The sequence below is a fragment of the Streptomyces sp. NBC_00370 genome, assembly GCF_036084755.1.
Lineage (GTDB): Bacteria > Actinomycetota > Actinomycetes > Streptomycetales > Streptomycetaceae > Streptomyces.
Genome location: NZ_CP107968.1, coordinates 3922933 through 3939624, shown reverse-complemented (window position 1 = coordinate 3939624; position 16692 = coordinate 3922933). Strand labels below are relative to the sequence as shown.

The 16692-nt window shown below is 71.6% G+C and carries 13 protein-coding genes; 8 read left to right on the top strand and 5 right to left on the bottom strand.

Annotated features, from left to right (window positions below; all coding sequences use genetic code 11):
- Positions 1–88 precede the first annotated feature (88 nt).
- A complete protein-coding gene (locus OHS57_RS17535) occupies positions 89–655 on the bottom strand; it encodes a dihydrofolate reductase family protein (RefSeq protein ID WP_041987949.1) in 567 nt (188 codons plus the stop codon).
- Positions 656–953: 298 nt separating this feature from the next.
- Here OHS57_RS17535 and OHS57_RS17530 point away from each other — a divergent pair, with 298 nt between their 5' ends.
- The 4 genes from OHS57_RS17530 to OHS57_RS17515 all read left to right on the top strand — a co-directional run bounded on the left by OHS57_RS17530 (position 954) and on the right by OHS57_RS17515 (position 5727).
- Positions 954–2225 (top strand): aspartate kinase, encoded by a 1272-nt coding sequence (locus OHS57_RS17530; RefSeq protein ID WP_041987952.1) that lies wholly within the window; start codon positions 954–956, stop codon positions 2223–2225.
- Positions 2222–3289, top strand: a complete 1068-nt coding sequence (locus tag OHS57_RS17525; protein WP_041987955.1) for an aspartate-semialdehyde dehydrogenase — start codon at positions 2222–2224, stop codon at positions 3287–3289. The genes OHS57_RS17530 and OHS57_RS17525 overlap by 4 nt, the downstream gene beginning before the upstream one ends.
- Positions 3290–3739: 450 nt before the next feature.
- On the top strand, positions 3740–4315 hold the full coding sequence (locus OHS57_RS17520; RefSeq protein WP_041995834.1) for a SigE family RNA polymerase sigma factor: 576 nt from the start codon (positions 3740–3742) through the stop codon (positions 4313–4315).
- Positions 4312–5727 (top strand): hypothetical protein, encoded by a 1416-nt coding sequence (locus tag OHS57_RS17515; protein ID WP_328582572.1) that lies wholly within the window; start codon positions 4312–4314, stop codon positions 5725–5727. The genes OHS57_RS17520 and OHS57_RS17515 overlap by 4 nt, the downstream gene beginning before the upstream one ends.
- Here the strand turns inward: OHS57_RS17515 and OHS57_RS17510 are convergent.
- Entirely contained in the window at positions 5697–6602 is a 906-nt protein-coding gene (locus OHS57_RS17510; RefSeq protein WP_328582571.1) for an SURF1 family protein, read from the bottom strand. The two genes, OHS57_RS17515 and OHS57_RS17510, sit on opposite strands and share 31 nt — an antisense overlap.
- 72 nt (positions 6603–6674) lie before the next feature.
- On the opposite strand from OHS57_RS17510, the gene OHS57_RS17505 reads away from it, so the two are divergent.
- A complete protein-coding gene (locus tag OHS57_RS17505; RefSeq protein ID WP_443042910.1) occupies positions 6675–7730 on the top strand; it encodes a sigma-70 family RNA polymerase sigma factor in 1056 nt (351 codons plus the stop codon).
- A 245-nt stretch (positions 7731–7975) separates the two neighbouring features.
- Here the strand turns inward: OHS57_RS17505 and OHS57_RS17500 are convergent, their stop codons facing one another.
- Positions 7976–9775 (bottom strand): S9 family peptidase, encoded by a 1800-nt coding sequence (locus OHS57_RS17500; protein WP_328582569.1) that lies wholly within the window; start codon positions 9773–9775, stop codon positions 7976–7978.
- Between the two features lie 329 nt (positions 9776–10104).
- On the opposite strand from OHS57_RS17500, the gene OHS57_RS17495 reads away from it, so the two are divergent.
- From OHS57_RS17495 to OHS57_RS17485, 3 genes are all read left to right on the top strand, one after another.
- Entirely contained in the window at positions 10105–10764 is a 660-nt protein-coding gene (locus OHS57_RS17495) for a hemerythrin domain-containing protein (protein WP_328582568.1), read from the top strand.
- Between the two features lie 153 nt (positions 10765–10917).
- Positions 10918–11622, top strand: a complete 705-nt coding sequence (locus tag OHS57_RS17490; RefSeq protein WP_328582567.1) for a TetR/AcrR family transcriptional regulator — start codon at positions 10918–10920, stop codon at positions 11620–11622.
- A gap of 46 nt (positions 11623–11668) precedes the next feature.
- Complete coding sequence (locus OHS57_RS17485; RefSeq protein ID WP_443042909.1) at positions 11669–13942, top strand: HelD family protein; 2274 nt, start codon at positions 11669–11671, stop codon at positions 13940–13942.
- Here OHS57_RS17485 and OHS57_RS17480 read toward each other — a convergent pair.
- Together OHS57_RS17480 and OHS57_RS17475 are read right to left on the bottom strand one after the other, a co-directional pair.
- Complete coding sequence (locus OHS57_RS17480; RefSeq protein WP_328582566.1) at positions 13863–14444, bottom strand: AAA family ATPase; 582 nt, start codon at positions 14442–14444, stop codon at positions 13863–13865. The genes OHS57_RS17485 and OHS57_RS17480 overlap by 80 nt on opposite strands.
- Positions 14441–15151: a M15 family metallopeptidase gene (locus OHS57_RS17475; RefSeq protein ID WP_328582565.1), complete on the bottom strand. Its 711-nt coding sequence runs from the start codon at positions 15149–15151 to the stop codon at positions 14441–14443. Before OHS57_RS17475 ends, OHS57_RS17480 begins: the two co-directional genes overlap by 4 nt.
- Positions 15152–16692: the final 1541 nt, after the last annotated feature.

Here is a 16692-nt window from a genome sequence, read left to right as displayed (position 1 = left end):
TCCGGTCCGCCGACGAGTCCGCCGACGGGTCCGCCGCCAGGTCCGCCGGCCGGTCTCCCCGCACAGCGACCGGCCCGTCTCCCAGGCGTCACGTGAGTCGCTCGTGCCGCAGCAGCACGACCCCGTTCCCGAAGGTCCGCGTCTCGCTCAGCCGCAGCTCGGTCACCGCCGCGTCCGAAGGACGGAACAGCGGGGTGCCACGCCCGATGAGGACCGGGTGCACATAGATGCGGTACTCGTCGATCAGGTCGTACTGCCGGAAGGCCTCCGCCAGCCGCGCCCCGCCGACGGCGAGGTCACCGCCCGGCTGCGCCTTGAGGGCCCGGACCGCGTCGGGATCGACCTCCCGCTCGACGGTGGTGTTCCAGTCGGCATGGTCCAGCGTCGTGGAGTAGACGACCTTCGGCATGTCCCGCCAGATCCGGGCGAACTCGGCCGTCGCCGGGCTGCTGTCGGGGTCGGCGTCGGCGGTGGGCCAGTAGGACGCCATCAGCTCCCAGGTGATCCGCCCGTCCAGGAAGCCGCCCATGGTCCGCAGCTCGTCGTTGAAATGGGCGGCCAGCTCCTCGTCGACCATGTGCCAGTCGATCTGCCGCTCGGGCCCCTCGAAGAACCCGTCGAGGGACACCGACATCTGCAGGACGATTTTCCGCATCACAATCCTCACCGGCGGCCCTGGCCGCCCTTGTCGGGCTCCGGCCGCCCAGGTCCGAGCCGGGGGATCCGAGGTGGGGGGCCGGACACCTTCCATTGTGCCCGGCACGGCTGTGACGTGGCTTACGTTTCGTGTGTGTGACGTGAGCCGGGGCATGGATACCGTCCGAGCGGCCGCATGCGGCGTCCGGTGATCACGGAGTGAGCGGGACATCTCATCATGTGATACATCAGAGGCGTCGTGCGGCCGCTCGTTAAACTGAGACGACCGCATCAAATGGATCGAGCGAGGAGCGCACGTGGGCCTTGTCGTGCAGAAGTACGGAGGCTCCTCCGTAGCCGATGCCGAGGGCATCAAGCGGGTCGCCAAGCGGATCGTGGACGCCAAGAAGACCGGCCATCAGGTGGTCGTCGTGGTGTCGGCGATGGGTGACACGACGGACGAGTTGATCGATCTCGCCGAGCAGGTATCGCCGATCCCTGCCGGGCGTGAGTTCGACATGCTGCTGACCGCGGGAGAGCGTATCTCCATGGCGCTGCTGGCCATGGCGATCGCCAATCTGGGCCATGAGGCCCAGTCCTTCACCGGCAGCCAGGCGGGTGTCATCACCGACTCGGTCCACAACAAAGCGCGCATCATCGATGTCACGCCGGGCCGGATCCGTACGGCGCTCGACGAGGGCAACATCGCCATCGTCGCGGGCTTCCAGGGCGTGTCCCAGGACAAGAAGGACATCACCACGCTGGGCCGTGGCGGCTCGGACACCACGGCCGTCGCGCTCGCCGCGGCCCTGGACGCCGAGGTCTGCGAGATCTATACAGATGTGGACGGCGTCTTCACCGCCGACCCCCGGGTCGTCAAGAAGGCCCAGAAGATCGACTGGATCTCCTTCGAGGACATGCTGGAGCTCGCCAGCTCCGGCTCCAAGGTGCTGCTGCACCGGTGCGTGGAGTACGCACGCCGCTACAACATCCCGATCCATGTCCGCTCGTCCTTCTCGGGACTGCAGGGCACGTGGGTCAGCAACGAGCCACAAGGGGACCGCACGGTGGAGCAGGCCATCATCTCCGGTGTCGCCCATGACACCTCCGAGGCGAAGATCACGGTCGTCGGTGTCCCCGACAAGCCGGGCGAGGCCGCGAAGATCTTCCGCGCCATCGCCGACAACCAGATCAACATCGACATGGTCGTGCAGAACGTCTCCGCGGCCGCGACAGGGCTGACCGACATCTCGTTCACGCTCCCCAAGACCGAGGGCCGCAAGGCCGTCGACGCGCTGGAGCGTACGAAGGCGGCCGTCGGCTTCACCTCGCTGCGCTACGACGACCAGATCGCCAAGATCTCGCTCGTCGGCGCCGGCATGAAGACCAACCCGGGCGTCACGGCCGGTTTCTTCGAGGCGCTGTCCGACGCAGGGGTGAACATCGAGCTGATCTCGACGTCCGAGATCCGGATCTCCGTGGTCACGCGCGCCGACGAGGTGAGCGAGGCCGTACGCGCCGTCCACACCGCCTTCGGGCTCGACAGCGACTCCGACGAGGCCGTTGTCTACGGGGGCAGCGGACGATGACCGGCAGGCCGGCACTCGCGGTCGTCGGTGCGACCGGGGCTGTCGGCGCCGTCATGCTCCAGATCCTGTCCCAGCACGCCGACGTCTGGGGCGACATCCGGCTGATCGCCTCACCCCGTACGGACGGCCGCAAGCTGTCCGTACGGGGTGAGCAGACCGAGGTGCTCGGGCTGACGGAAGAGGCGCTGGAGGGCGTCGACGTCGCCCTCTTCCTCGTACCGGACGCGGTGGCCGCCCACTGGGCGCCGATCGCGGCGGCCAAGGGCGCCGTCGTCGTGGACAACTCGGCGGCCTTCCGTGCGGACCCCGAGGTCCCGCTGGTCGTGCCGGAGCTGAATCCGCACGCCGTCAGGTCCCGGCCGCGCGGCATCATCGCCAGCCCCGGCTGCACGACGCTCGCCATGATCGTGTCCGTGGGCGCGCTGCACGCCGAGTTCGGCCTGCGCGAGCTGGTCGTCTCCTCGTACCAGGCGGTCAGCGCGGCGGGGCAGGACGGCGTGGACGCGCTGCGCGGCCAGCTGTCGGTCGTGGCCGGTACGAAGCTGGGCACGAACCCCGGCGATGTGCGGCGCGCCGTCGGCGACACCACAGGGCCCTTCTCCGGGCCGCTCGCGCTCAACGTGGTGCCGTGGTCCGGCACGCTCCAGGACGGCGGCTGGTCGTCCGAGGAGACGGGCATCCGGCAGGAGACCCGCAAGGTGCTGGACCTGCCCGAACTGGCGGTGACGGCCACCTGCGTCCAGGTGCCGGTGATCACGACGCACTCGGTCGCCGTGCACGCCCGTTTCGAGCACGAGGTGACGGTGGACAGGGCGCACGAGATCCTGGCGACCTCACCGGGCGTCGTGCTCTTCGACAACCCGGCGGCGGGCGACTTCCCGACCCCCGCCGACGTGGTGGGCACGGACCCGACCTGGGTGGGCCGGGTCCGCCGAAGTCTGGACGATCCGAGGGCACTTGAGCTGTTCGTCTGCGGCGACAACCTCCGTAAGGGTGCCGCGCTGAACATCGCGCAGATCGCCGAGGCCGTGGCGGCCGAACGGGCCACCAGGCCCACCGGCTGAACGTCACCGGCACGACGGCGTAAGGCCTTTCGGAACTCTTTGTAGGATCTGTGCACGCCCTGTGAGCAAATCGCTGGTCTGTACCACTTGAACTGGGACGTCGTCGTGTCCGACGATGCAGACCGGCCTTTCTGTGTAAGCGCTGCAACCGCCGGGCGGCGGCAAGGCGTCTATGCGGTCACCCCGTTCGGTGACGCAAATATGGGGCATTGGGGGAGATCGGGTGCACATGGGGCCAAAGAGTGCAGCGTCAAATGCCGCGACGTGCGCGTACAACCCTGACGGGGGGAAGTGTGTCAAACAGGCGTGGCAGCAGAGGTTCTCGACATCACGGCTATCGGCCCCGTACGCGGCGCGATCGGCCCGGTACGCGGCGCGATCGGCCCCGTGCTCAGCCCCGTACGCGGTGCTACGGTGCGCCCGCTCCGGCGGCCCCGCCCGGCCGGCGGTATGCCGGTGATCGCTCCTGTGCCCGCCGCCCGGCCCACGCACATACCGTCCCAACGCGACGGTGCTGACGACACGATGGCCGCAGGCACCACTGTCGATCACCTCACCGAGACCTACCGCGCCCACTACCGGTCGCTGCTGGGTCTCGCCGCGCTCCTGCTCGACGACACGGCCTCCTGCGAGGACGTGGTCCAAGAGGCCTTCATCCGGGTGCACTCCGCGCGCAACCGCGTGCGCGAACCCGAGAAGACGCTGGCGTATCTGCGGCAGACGGTGGTGAACCTCTCCCGCTCCGCGCTGCGCCGCCGCATCCTCGGACTCAAGCTGCTGTCCAAGCCGATGCCGGACATGGCGAGCGCCGAGGAGGGCGCGTACGACCAGTTGGAGCGGGACGCGCTGATCAAGGCGATGCGCGGGCTGCAACGCAGGCAGCGAGAGGTGCTGGTCCTGCGGTACTTCGCCGACATGACCGAGGCGCAGGTCGCCAAGACGCTCGGGATATCCCTGGGTTCCGTGAAGGCGTACGGCTCGCGGGGCATAGCGGCGCTCCGCGTCGCCATGGAGGCCACGACATGAGTGGCCACAGCAGGAACGGGCCCGAGGGTCCTGACGGGCCGCTGGATGACGCGAGTAGGAACGGAACAGTGGACAACGGGCCGGAGAAAGAGCCGAGCGGCCTTGACGGGCGTGCGAACGCGGAGGCCGATGCGGCCAGCCAGGTCGAAGACCCCGGCGCCGACGCTGCCGGGAACGCCGCTGCCGCCGATGGTGACAGTAGCGACGGCGGTGACGGCAGCGGCGGCAGTGCCAGCGGTGACGGCAGTGACGGCGGTGCCGCGGACCGCGCGGACGGGACCCGCGTCCGCAGCGTGAGCGGCGTCAGCACCATCGGACTCGGTGGGACCGAAGCCGACGAGTCGGCGCTGCGCCTGCTGTTCCACACCGCCGTACAGGACCTGGAGCCGTCCGAGGACGCGCTGCAACACCTGCGTACGGCCGTGCCCAACCGGCGGGCCAGGAAGCGCCAGGTCGTCGTCGGCGCCGTCGCCGCCGTCCTGCTGTGCGGCACCGCGATTCCCGCGTTCATCCACGTCGCCAACTCGGGCGGCACGTCGAACGGCCGTTCCGTCAACGCGGGACACGACGAGACGCAGGGCGGTACGGGCCCCGGCACCGACTCCGCAGGAACCGAGAAGCAGTCGGGGCAGCCCACGGACGACGATCCCTCCGGTGACGGCGATCCGTCCAGCACGCTCTCCCCGGGCGACGAAGCCGCTTCGGGCGCGGCGAGCAACGGTACGGACGACAGCACGGGCCCGGCGGACAGCTTCGCCGTCGACTCGCCGACCTGTGAGCCGAGCCAGCTCGCCGTCACCGTCGCCGAGGCGGGCCCGCCGGAGGCCAACGGCACGGTTTACGGCACCTTCCGCGTGTCCAACGTCTCCAGCAGCGACTGCGCGGTCAGCGGCGCGGGGGCGATCGGTTTCAAGGCGGGCGGCGCCGCCGACGCCAGCAAGATCAATGTCGTGGAGCACGCTTCGGGCGACGCGGCGACCCAGCTGCCCGCCCCTTCCCAGCAGACCACGACGCTCCTGCTGGCACCCGCCACGGCGTACGAGGTGAAGTTCGCCTGGGTGCCGTCCGACACCTGTCCCACGCAGAACGAGTCCCCCGACCCCTCCCAGTCGACGGACGGCCCGGCGGGCGGCGGTGGCGAGAACAACGGTGCGGTCGGCGGCTCCGACGGCGGCACGGGCCCCGGACCGATCACGGACCCGGGTGCGGGTACGGGCGGCGGCTCCGGCGGCGGGACGGCGAACACCGCCGCGGTGACGAGCCAGCTCGGCGGCAGGGACGACGGCGGTACGGAGCCGGGCACGGTGATGGTGGAGCACTCGGCGGCGCCGGGCGAGCCGATCGCCGAGGCGGAGATCCCCAACGCGTGCGCGGGCACGATCTACAAGACGGGCGTCCTGGACGCCTCGTGACGGTCGGGTTCTGAGCCGTCGGTGCTGTGGGTGTCGTCGGTGCCGTCGCGGTCTTCGGTGCTGTGGGTGTCGTCGGTGCTGTCCGTGTCGCCGGTGTCGTCAGGATCAGGGCCCGGATCGGGACCCGCAGCGAGGTCCAGGCCCAGCGCGTGGTCCTTCGCCGCCTCCGCCTCACGGCGCAGCAGCCGGAACCACATGAAGAGCACGAAGCCCGCGAAGACGAACCACTCGCCGGTGTACCCCAAGTTCTGGAACGCCTTGAGGTCGAGCCCGGTGTTCTGCGGCGCGGCGGCCGGCACGGCCCGCAGCCCGTCGGACGACCGGCTCACCGTGATCCACGCGTCGTAGACGCCGTACGGCACGACGTTGACCAGCGAAGCCGCGCTGATCATGCCGATCTGCCCGGCCGGCAGCCCGCCGCCCGCCCGCACCCCGTCGCTGCCGGTGGTCTCGGACGCCTGGAGCGCGCCCGTCACGCTCACTTCGCCCTTCGGGGGCGCGGGCGGGCGCTGGCCGGCGGGCAGCCAGCCGCGTACGACGGGCAGGGCCTTGCCGCCGTCGGTGCGCAGCATCGTCAGGACGTACGAGCCGTCCTTGCCGTCCAGTTGCCGGTCGGGCACCAGGAACTGCTGGGCGTAACGGCCCCTTGCCTCGGCGTGCCGCCCGGAGGTGTTCTGGTCGACGGGCAGCAGCGAGGCCAGCGGCTCCGCCGCGCGGCTCGCCGGGTCCGGGCGGTTCTCGGCGGCGTCGTGGCTGGCGACGCGGTCCTCGAACCGGCTGAGCTGCCAGGTCCCCATGAAGATACAGACGGGGATCGCCAGCAGCGTGAAGACATTGATCCCCCACCAACGGGGGGTCAGCAGGAACCGGTACACACCTCCACGGTACGCAGCGCCCGCCCGTGGTCCGGGCCCGGGTCCCTTTCCCGGCGCCGCGTCGGCGCGCACATGTCACATTCTCGGGTCGGCGTCCGTCATGTCTGTGTGGAGGACAACGAGGTGGCAGAGGACGAGGTATTCCTGGCGGAGCGCTTCGAGGCCGACCGCGCCCATCTGCGGGCCGTGGCCTACCGGATGCTCGGCTCGCTGAGCGAGGCCGACGACGCCGTACAGGAGGCGTGGCTGCGGCTCAGCGGGAGCGACACCCGGAAGGTCGAGAATCTGACCGGCTGGCTGACGACGGTCGTCGGGCGGGTGTGCCTGGACATGCTCCGTACGCGCAGGTCGCGCCGGGAGGATCCGCTGGACGTGTACGTCCCCGATCCGATCGTCAGCGGTACGGAGGGCGCCGATCCCGAGCACGAGGCGCTGCTGGCGGACTCGGTCGGTCTCGCGCTGCTGGTGGTGCTCGAAGCGCTGCCGCCCGCCGAGCGGCTCGCGTTCGTCCTGCACGACATGTTCGGCATGCCGTTCGACGAGATCGCGCCCATCGTGGACCGCACCCCTGCGGCGGCGCGCCAGCTCGCGAGCCGGGGCCGCCGCCGGGTGCGGGGGACGGGGAACGAACCGGCCCCGGCCCCGGAGTCGGACCCGGCGCGCGGACGTGAGGTGGTGGACGCGTTCCTCGCGGCCTCACGCGGCGGCGACTTCGAGGGGCTGCTGGCCCTCCTCGACCCGGACGTGGTGCTGCGGGTGGACGTCGGCGGGCCGACGGGAGACGCGCCGGCGGGAGACGCGGCGGCGGGAGACGCGGCGGGGGTGGGTGCGCCGGCTGCGGGCGCGTGGGCGTCGAAGGTGGTGCGCGGGGCGCGCGCCGTGAGCGAGCAGGCGCTCACCTTCCGGCGGCTCGCCCAGGTCACCCGGCCGGTGCTCGTCAACGGCGCCCCTGGCCTGGTCGCGGTCGACGCGCAGCAACGTCCGCTGTCGCTGGCGGCCTTCGTCGTCAGGGACGGAAAGATCACCGAGATCGACATCCTGGCGGATCCGGCGCGGCTGAGCAGGCTGAACCTGACGGGGCTGAGGCCGACGGGACCGGGCGCGACGGGGCTGGGGACCGTCACGTAATCCGGCAGCCGGGCAGCCGAGAGCGCGGCAGCCGACTGCCGGGCAGCCAGGAGCGCGGCAGCCGACTGCCGGGCAGCCGAGAGTCGGGCAGCCGAGAGTCGGGCAGCCGAGAGTCGGGCAGCCAACATCCGGCACCCGGCACCCGGCACCCGGCAGTCGGCTCACAAAGCGGAAGGGCGGACGGCCGGGGGGCCGCCCGCCCTTCTTCCTTCTCCTGCTTTTCCTGCTTCTCCTGGGCAGGCCGCCTACCGGAGGTGCCGGCCGGCGAAGTCCAGCTCAAGCCGTACCTGCTTGATCCGCTCCTCCACCACCAGCGAGCCGTGCCCCGCGTCGTACCGGTACACCTCGTGGACCGCGCCGCGCGCGGCCAGCCGCTCCACGTAGTTCTCCACCTGCTGGATCGGGCAGCGCGGGTCGTTGAGCCCGGCCGAGATGTAGACCGGCGCGCGCACCGCGTCCACGTACGTCAGCGGTGACGACGCCTCGAACCGCTCGGGCACCTCTTCGGGCGTACCGCCGAGCAGCGTGCGGTCCATCGCCTTCAGGGCCTCCATCTCGTCGTGGTACGCCGTCACGTAGTCGGCGACCGGTACGGCGGCCAGGCCGACCGCCCAGGCGTCCGGCTGGGTGCCGACGCCCAGCAGCGTCAGATAGCCGCCCCACGACCCGCCGGCCAGCACCAGCTTCGCCGGGTCGGCGAGGCCCGAGGACACCGCCCATTCCCGTACCGCCGCGATGTCTTCCAGCTCGATCAGACCGACCCGGTGCTTGAGCGCGTCGGTCCACTCGCGCCCGTAGCCCGTCGAGCCGCGGTAGTTGACCCGGACGACCGCGTATCCGTGGTCGACCCAGGCGGCGGGTCCCGCCGCGAACGCGTCGCTGTCGTGCCAGGTGGGGCCGCCGTGGATCTCGAAGACCGTCGGGAAGGGTCCCTCGCCGGCCGGCCGCTGCACCAGCGCGTGCACCCGGCCGCCGGGCCCTTCGACCCAGGCGTCCTCGACCGGCACGGACGGCGGCGCCGCGAACCCGGGGGCGTCGAGCACGACACCGCCCGCCGTCGAGCGGACCTCGGAGGGGCGGGCCGCCGACGACCACAGGTACTCGATGGTCCCGTCCGGCCTGGCCGTCGCGCCGGACACGGACCCCGCGGGGGTCTCGATCTGGACGAGGGCGCTCTTCGTGAAGTCGTACCGCCACAGCTCACCGCGCGCCTCGAAGCTGTGCACGATCAGCAGCCCTGAGCCGTCCGGATACCACTCGGCGCTGACGTCCCCCGGCAGGTCGATCGCGAGTTCCGTCTCCTCACCGGTCAGCGGGTTCCAGACGACCGGCTCCCAGCGGCCGCGCCGCTGATGGCCGACGAGCAGCCGGCTGTCACCCTCGACCGGCGCGAACCCCAACACTTCGAGGCCCAGCTCGCGGGTGCCGCCCGCCGTGTCGTCGAGTTCGGCGACGACGGAGCCGTCCAGCCGCAGCACGCGCAGCGCCGAGTGCATGGCGTCGCCGTGCTCGGTGTGCTCGATCGCGAGCAGCGAACCGTCGTACGACAGGTCCCCGACACCGGCGGACTCCCGGTGCCGGTAGATCTCCTGCGGCGCCTCGCCCGGCCGTACGACGTGCAGCGTCGACCCGTCCTCGTCGGTGGACCGGCCGACGACGGCCGTGCCGTCCCTGCCGAGGGCGAGACCGGCGGGGTACGACGGGTCGAGGCCGGGGGCGGCCGGCTCGTCGGCGGACTGCTGCCCGCCGAAGGGCTGCCGCATCCAGACCCCGAACTCGTCCCCGTCGGTGTCGGAGAACCACCAGATCCACTCACCGTCGAGCGACAGCACACCGTCCGTCGTCCCGGTCGGCCGGTCGGTCGCCTGTCGCTGCTCCCCGGTGGCACGGTCCCACGCGTACAGCTCGTACGTCCCGGTCGCGTTCGACACGAACAGCGCCCGGTCGGGTGCGTCCTCGGCCCAGTCGGGCAGCGATACGCGAGGCGCCCTGAAGCGCTTCTCCCAATCCGGCATCGAACCGTTGATCTCAGTCATGCCCTCCATTCTGCGCCTGCGGCCGGTGGTCGGTGCGGGGGTCCACGCTCCCGGTACGGGGGTCCACGCTCTCGGTACGGGGTGGATACCGGGGGACACACAGCCGCAAAGCCCCTAAAGTGTCCGATATCCGGATAGGGTGTCCGGGATCGCGGAACCGGCGCGGGATCGTGCGGACGGCCGGGACCCCGATCGGCACGAGGGATCCGACGGGCAGCCGCAATCCGATGGGTGGCCGGGATCCGATGAACAGCCGGGATCCGACGGGCAGTCGGAATCCGACGGACAAGGGACAGACCATGTCGGCCACAACAGCACCGAGGCCCCAAGGCTCGCGTATGTACGACGAGCTGATGGCGGTGCACGCGATCATGCGCCGGGGCACCGCTCTGGTGACCGGCTCCCTCGACCGGCTCGCACACGAGAAGTCGGTCGGCGTCAAGGCGCTGGTGGGGACGGCACGTTGGATGATCCAGTTCGTCCATCATCACCACACGATCGAGGACGACCTGTTCTGGCCGGTGCTGCGTGAGCTGTGCCCGGCGGCGGTCGACGAGTTGGCCGTGCTGACCCGGGAACATCTGGTGCTCGACGTCGAACTGCGCAGGCTGAGCAGGGAAGTTGACGCACTCGCCGCGCTGGACGGCAGCAGGGACCGGGCGGACCGCGCCGACCGGGCAGCGGCGGCGCAGGCGGCGTTGCCGTCGGCCCGCAGGGTCGGCGAACTGCTCCTCGCCCACCTGGCGTTGGAGGAACCGGTCCTGCGGAAGCTGCTGCCGTACGTCGCGGACACGGACATCGTGCGGCTGCGCAAGGCCCTCGTGCACGGCGCCCCGCGCACCGGGCCGCACCTGGTCATCGGCCTGATGGAGGACCCGGACCCGGTCCAGGGCCGCCCGGACATGCTGTCCAACTTCCCGCCGCCGATCCGCTGGGCCCGCCCGCTGCTCCTGAACCGCTACCACGCCACGACGCAGGCGCTGGGCGCGGCTCGCTAGCGGACGCGGTGCGGGTGGGGGGACGCATCGGCGGACCGTGCGGCAGCCCGCCGGACTGGAGTCCTAGGCGTTACTGGGCATTACTAGGATGGATGACGATCACGGACGGACGGATGGGCGGCGTCGAGGTGCTTGTACGCAATGCGGGGGCCCATGACTGACTCGGCTCCCGGTTCCAGCTCCGGTGCCGGTGCCGCTGTCGGCTCCGACCTCGGTCCCGGCTCCGGCTCCGGCTCCGGCTCGGGCTCCGGCTCCGAGCCCGGTCTGCGCGCGCGCAAGAAGCAGCAGCGCTACGAGGCGATCTCGGAGGTGGCGATCGCGCTCTTCCTGGAGCGCGGCTTCGACGCCGTTCCGGTCGCCGAGATCGCAGCCGCCGCCGACGTCTCCAAGCCGACCCTCTTCCGGTACTTCCCCGCGAAAGAAGACCTTGTCCTGCACCGCGTCGCCGACCACGAGGACGAGGCCGCCAGGGTCGTCGCCGGCCGGCCCGACGGCGTATCCGCGCTCGAAGCGCTGCGGCGCCACTTCCGCGCCGGGCTCGACCGGCGCGATCCGGTGACGGGGCTCAACGACCACGAGCAGGTGCTCGCGTACCACCGGCTGCTGTACGGGACGCCGAGCCTGGTCGCGCGGGCGTACGCGTACCAGCAGCGCTCCGAGGACGCGCTGGCCGTGGCGCTCGGCGGCGGGATCGAGGGGCGGCTCGACGCGGGCCAGATCGTCGCGGTCCTACGGGTCCTCGCGATGGAGAACTGGCGGCGGATCGCGGCGGGGGAGTCGGCCGGGCAGGTGTATCCGGACGCGGTGGCGGCGGCGGAGGTGGCGTTCGAGCGGCTGCGTACGGGGCTGGGAAAATAACGTGACCGAGTTAAACTTTTAACTTGGTTGCGTTATTCTTGGCGGAATGACCGCACCCGACCCTGGCCCCGCCCACTCCCCGACCCTTGCTCCGGACCCGGATCTTGCTCCGGACCGGGATCTTGCCCGCGCTCTCGACCGTGAGCGGAGCTACCACGAGACCTGTCGCACCGCCTACCTCGGCATGGTGAGCGACGCCGACGAGCAGGTCGTCACCGGCGAGAACGCCTTCGCCTCCGGGGCCGACGCCGAAGTCCTGGGCCGCCATCTGCGCAGCTACGCCAAGGAGTTGCACCTCGAACCCGAAAGCCCGCTGTTCTTCGGGCGGCTCGACTTCGCGCAGACGGGTACGGAGACGACGGCGCAGGCCGGTGCGGGGGCGACCGCGGAGCAGGTCGGTGCGGGGACGACCGCAGGGCAGGCTGCCGTAGAGACCGTGACCGGCAACCATCGCGGTCAGAGCTACCACATCGGCCGCCGCCGCATCACCGAACACCCCTCGGCCCCGCCTCTGGTGGTGGACTGGCGCGCCCCCGTCGCCCGCGCCTTCTACCGGGCGAGCCCCACCGACCCGCAGGGCGTGGCCGTACGGCGCAGATTCGGCTGGGCGCCGTGGAGCAAGGGTGACCCGGAGGATCTGACCAGCCTCGAAGACGAACGGCTGCTGCCAGGCAGCGGATTCGACGGCACGGCGGACGCCGGGTCCGCAGCGGTCGGCGGGTCCGCAGCCGCCGGCACCATCCTCACCGGCGAGATCGAGCGGCCCCGCGTCGGCCCGATGCGCGACATCGCGGCCACCATCCAGCCCGAGCAGGACGAACTCGTACGGTCCGAACTCACCGACTCCGTCTGTGTCCAGGGCGCTCCCGGCACCGGAAAGACCGCCGTCGGCCTGCACCGCGCCGCGTACCTCCTCTACACCTACCCGCAGCGGATCCGCCGCAGCGGCCTGCTGATCCTCGGGCCGAACCGCACGTTCCTGTCCTACATCGCCGAAGTGCTGCCCGCTCTCGGCGAGATCGGGATCCGCCAGTCCACCGTCGCCGACGAGATCGCCCGCCACCCCGTGGAGACGGCGGACACCCCGGCTGCGGCCGTCGTCAAACACGACGCGCGCATGGCCGAGGTGCTGCACCGGGCTCTGTACGGGCGGGTGTCGGCGCCCACCGAACCCGTGACCGTCCACGACGGCTCGTACCGCTGGCGCATCGGCCTGGACGAACTGGCGCGGATCGTGGCCGAGGTGCGCGAGGAGGCACCGCCGTACGCCGTCGGCCGGGAACGCGTGCGCAGCCGCGTCGTACGGGTGATGCAGCTCCAGGCGGAACGGCGGTCAGGGCCGAAACCGGCGAAGTGGGCGCAACGGGTGGGCAGTTCGCGCACCGTCACTGCGTACCTGGACGTCGCCTGGCCGAAGACCACGCCCGAGGAGGTACTGGCCGAGGTGCTCGACGACCCGGCGCGCTGGTCCGACGGCCTCCTCACGCCCGACGAGCAACGCGCCGTCCACCGGCCGAGGCGGGGGCGCGGCGCCGCCGCCGCGCGCACCACGCGCGCAGCCAGGGCGCGCGGGTGGTCCGCAGCCGACCTCGTACTCCTTGACGAACTCGCCGGTCTCGCCGAACACCCCGAGGGCTACGGACACATCGTCATCGACGAGGCGCAGGACCTCTCGCCGATGGAGTGCCGCGCCATCGCCCGGCGTGCGCGGTTCGGTTCACTGACGGTGCTGGGCGACCTCGCGCAGGGCACCACCCCGTGGGCCGCCACCTCCTGGCCGCGACTCCTCGCGCATCTCGGCAAACCGGACGCCGCCGTCGTCCCCCTGACCGTCGGCTTCCGGGTCCCCGCAGCGGTACTCGAACTCGCGAACCGGGTGCTCGGCACGCTGGACGTCGACGTACCGGCGGCGCGTTCGCTACGTCGTGCCGGAAAGCTGACGATCCGTCATGTGGGCTCCCTGGAGGGTGGGGTGACCGACGCCGTACGGGACGCGCTCACGTACGAGGGCTCGATCGGCGTCATCGCGGACACCGCCGAGGCGGACCGGTTGCGTACGGCCCTCGCCGCGGCCGGCATCCGTACGGCCGCGGCGGGCGAACTCGGCGCCGACGCCGCCAGGGTGACGGTGCTGCCCGCCACGGCGGCGAAGGGGCTGGAGTACGACCATGTCGTACTCGCCGAACCGGCGGCCGTCGCGGAGGCGGAGGCCCGCGGCGCGCACCGGCTCTATGTGGCACTCACCCGCGCGGTGTCCCGCCTGGACGTCGTCCACTGCCGCCCGCTGCCTGCCGCGCTGCGGCCGCCGTCAAACGGCTGATCTCGCGCGCGACTTGGCCGGGTGTGCGGCTGGTCGTGTCGAGGACGGTGGCCTCCGCCTGCAGCCAGGGCAGGGCCTCCTCGTACGGGGTGAGGTGCTTGTGCCGCCACGGCCCCGCATTCCGGCTCTCCTCCTTGGCGTCGGTGTCGATGCGGTGGACGAGGGTGTCGCGGTCGGTGTGCAGCACGAAGTGATGCACGGGGATCGACCGCTTCTCCAGGCCGGTTCTGATCTCCGTCCAGTACTGCTCGACGAGCACCGTCTGCGGGACGACGAGAGTGCCGCCGACGTAGTCGAGCAGCTGCGCCGCGGTCTCGACGACGAGGCCGCGCCAGGGCGTCCACTCCTGGAAGTCGTCGTGGGGAACGGTGTCCAGCACGTGCTGGAGCATGTATCCGACGTACTCGGAGTCGAAGATCCGCGACTCGGGGATGAGCGGGACGAGTTCACGGGCGGTGGTGGTCTTTCCGGCGCCGAAGGTGCCGTTCAGCCAGACGATCATGCGCTGTGTGCCCCTTCCGGCATCTCCAGCGGCCCGTGCTCCAGCGGCCCGTAGACGGCATGCGGCGCGCCGGTGGCGAGGGCCCAGTACCGGTCGCCGTAGGACCAGTGCCACCACTCGGTGGGGTAGTTGACGAGCCCGGCCGAGGTCAGGGCGGCACACAGGATCTCGCGGTTGGCGCGTGCCTCGGATGTGATGTTGTCCGCCGCGGTGTAACAAGCGCCCTCACTGACCTCGGGATTGGCGTCCACGGCCGTCCCCATGTCGACCTCCCGCCCGTCGGCGGCGGCGAGGGTGAGATCGACGGCGGCGCCGGCGCTGTGCGGAGCGATCTCCGGCGGCGAGACGAACCGACTGGCGGAGTCCCGCACCTGCTGCGCGGACAACTCAGGCCCGGCGGCCCGCAGCCGCGCCGCGTACCCGTCGAAGTACCGGCGCTGCAACGCCGGGGGCCGGTATCCCTCGATGAACAACAGCCGGAGGCCGGCGGGCAGAAGCCCCTGAGCCCGAACGAGCCGCGCGTGGACGCCCTCGCGCAGATACGCGAAGGAGCCAGGAAAATACGCGGGATCCGCCCCAGCCCCCTCGGTCTCCCGCAGATCGACAAGCAACACACCGCGCGACCGCACGTCGACAAGCGGCTCGTGACACTCGGCCACGGCTATGGCGGCGATCTTCGGATCGGACATGAGGACGATCTGTTTCATGCCCCAATGACGCGGGAGGACGGCCGCCGGTTGCGGGTGGGGAGGCGGCCGAACGAAGGGCCGCGGGCCCACTTACGGTCGAGCGTTCGCGGTCGCGGCTCGGGCTCGGAGTCCGCCCTGCGGGGGGCTCCACGGACCAGACCGGGGCAGGCGCCGTGCGGCAGCTGTATGGGGGGGGACTCGGCCCGGCTCGGCGTCCGCCCCCACCGGGGAGCGGCTGAGACTCATGCCCCGCTGGTCTGGGTCAGAGCGCATGGGCCGGGTCCTGTGCGGGCCGGGAGGTTAGGTGAACCGAGGGCCGCCCTTTCTGTTGAGTGTCGCGGTTCCGGTCCGGGCGTCAAGGGCGCTCCTGCGTCGCGTCGGCTTCGCCGATTGCGCTTCGCTTCACCCTTGACCCCCGGCCCTCCACCGCAAGTACTTCTTTGAGGGGGGGGCGGCCGGGGGGGGGCTCCACGGACCAGACCGGCCGTCGTGACGGCGGCTTGGCCGACTGCGGGTGCCGCGCGGCAGTTGCATGGGGGGACTCGGGCCGTCTCGGCGTCCACCCCCACCGGGTAGCGGCTGAGACTCATGCCCCGCTGGTCACTGGGGGTGGGGCGGGTGCGGGTCAGGGCGGCAGGAGCCGGGGGCTGTGCGGGCCGGGAAATTAGGCGCCCGCAGGGCCGCCCCTGGGGTTTGAGTGTCGCGGTTGCGGTCCGGGCGTCAAGGGCGCTCCTGCGTCGCGTCGGCTACGCCGATTGCGCTGCGCTTAACCCTTGACCCCCGGCCCTCCACCGCAAGGGAAGGCTGGGGGGGGGCGGCCGGGGGGGGCTCCACGGACCAGACCAGCCGTCGTGGCGGGTGCTTGGCCGGGTGCGGGTGCCGCGCGGCAGTTGCGTGGGGGGACTTGGGCTGGCTTAGCGTCCGCCCCCACCGGGTAGCGGCTGAGACTCATGCCCCGCTGGTCCGTGTCAGGGCGCATGGGCCGGGTCCTGTGCGGGCGTGGACATTAGGCGGTCGGGGGGCCGCCCCTGGGGTTTGAGTGTCGCGGTTGCGGTCCGGGCGTCAAGGGCGCTCCTGCGTCGCGTCGGCTGCGCCGATTGCGCTGCGCTTCACCCTTGACCCCCGGCCCTCCACCGCAAGGGAAGGCTGGGGGGGGCGGCCGGGGGGCTCCACGGAGGCGCTGGGCTCGCGGTGACGGCGGCTCGGCCGACTGCGGGTGCCACGCGACAGTTGCATGGGGGGACTCGGGTCAGCTCGGCGTCCGCCCCCACCGGGCAGCGGCTGAGACTCATGCCCCGCTGGTCACCGTGAGTGGGAGTGAGGCGGGAGGGCGCCCTGGCGGGGGTAGTTGGGCCGGGGGGTGGGACGGGTGTGACTGGGGTGACGAGGGATGGCCCGTGGTGCGGTCAGCGGTCGCCTTTTACGTGGGTGGTTGCGTTAGGCGCACCACAGGGCACATCAGGCGCCGAGACGGTCACGGGCGGGGTTGTCTCGTGCGGGCCGTGGGGCGACGGGTACTCATCGGCCCTGTGGGGCTGGTCCCGGCGAGGTCGGTGTGA

Coding starts and splice junctions, on each gene's coding strand:
- OHS57_RS17485 (WP_443042909.1), top strand. CDS start 11,669: ATGACCGCACCCGACCCTGGCCCCGCCCACTCCCCGACCCTTGCTCCG.
- OHS57_RS17480 (WP_328582566.1), bottom strand. CDS start 14,444: ATGATCGTCTGGCTGAACGGCACCTTCGGCGCCGGAAAGACCACCACC.
- OHS57_RS17490 (WP_328582567.1), top strand. CDS start 10,918: ATGACTGACTCGGCTCCCGGTTCCAGCTCCGGTGCCGGTGCCGCTGTC.
- OHS57_RS17505 (WP_443042910.1), top strand. CDS start 6,675: ATGTCACATTCTCGGGTCGGCGTCCGTCATGTCTGTGTGGAGGACAAC.
- OHS57_RS17475 (WP_328582565.1), bottom strand. CDS start 15,151: ATGAAACAGATCGTCCTCATGTCCGATCCGAAGATCGCCGCCATAGCC.
- OHS57_RS17515 (WP_328582572.1), top strand. CDS start 4,312: ATGAGTGGCCACAGCAGGAACGGGCCCGAGGGTCCTGACGGGCCGCTG.
- OHS57_RS17535 (WP_041987949.1), bottom strand. CDS start 655: ATGCGGAAAATCGTCCTGCAGATGTCGGTGTCCCTCGACGGGTTCTTC.
- OHS57_RS17500 (WP_328582569.1), bottom strand. CDS start 9,775: ATGGAGGGCATGACTGAGATCAACGGTTCGATGCCGGATTGGGAGAAG.
- OHS57_RS17520 (WP_041995834.1), top strand. CDS start 3,740: ATGCCGGTGATCGCTCCTGTGCCCGCCGCCCGGCCCACGCACATACCG.
- OHS57_RS17525 (WP_041987955.1), top strand. CDS start 2,222: ATGACCGGCAGGCCGGCACTCGCGGTCGTCGGTGCGACCGGGGCTGTC.
- OHS57_RS17495 (WP_328582568.1), top strand. CDS start 10,105: ATGTACGACGAGCTGATGGCGGTGCACGCGATCATGCGCCGGGGCACC.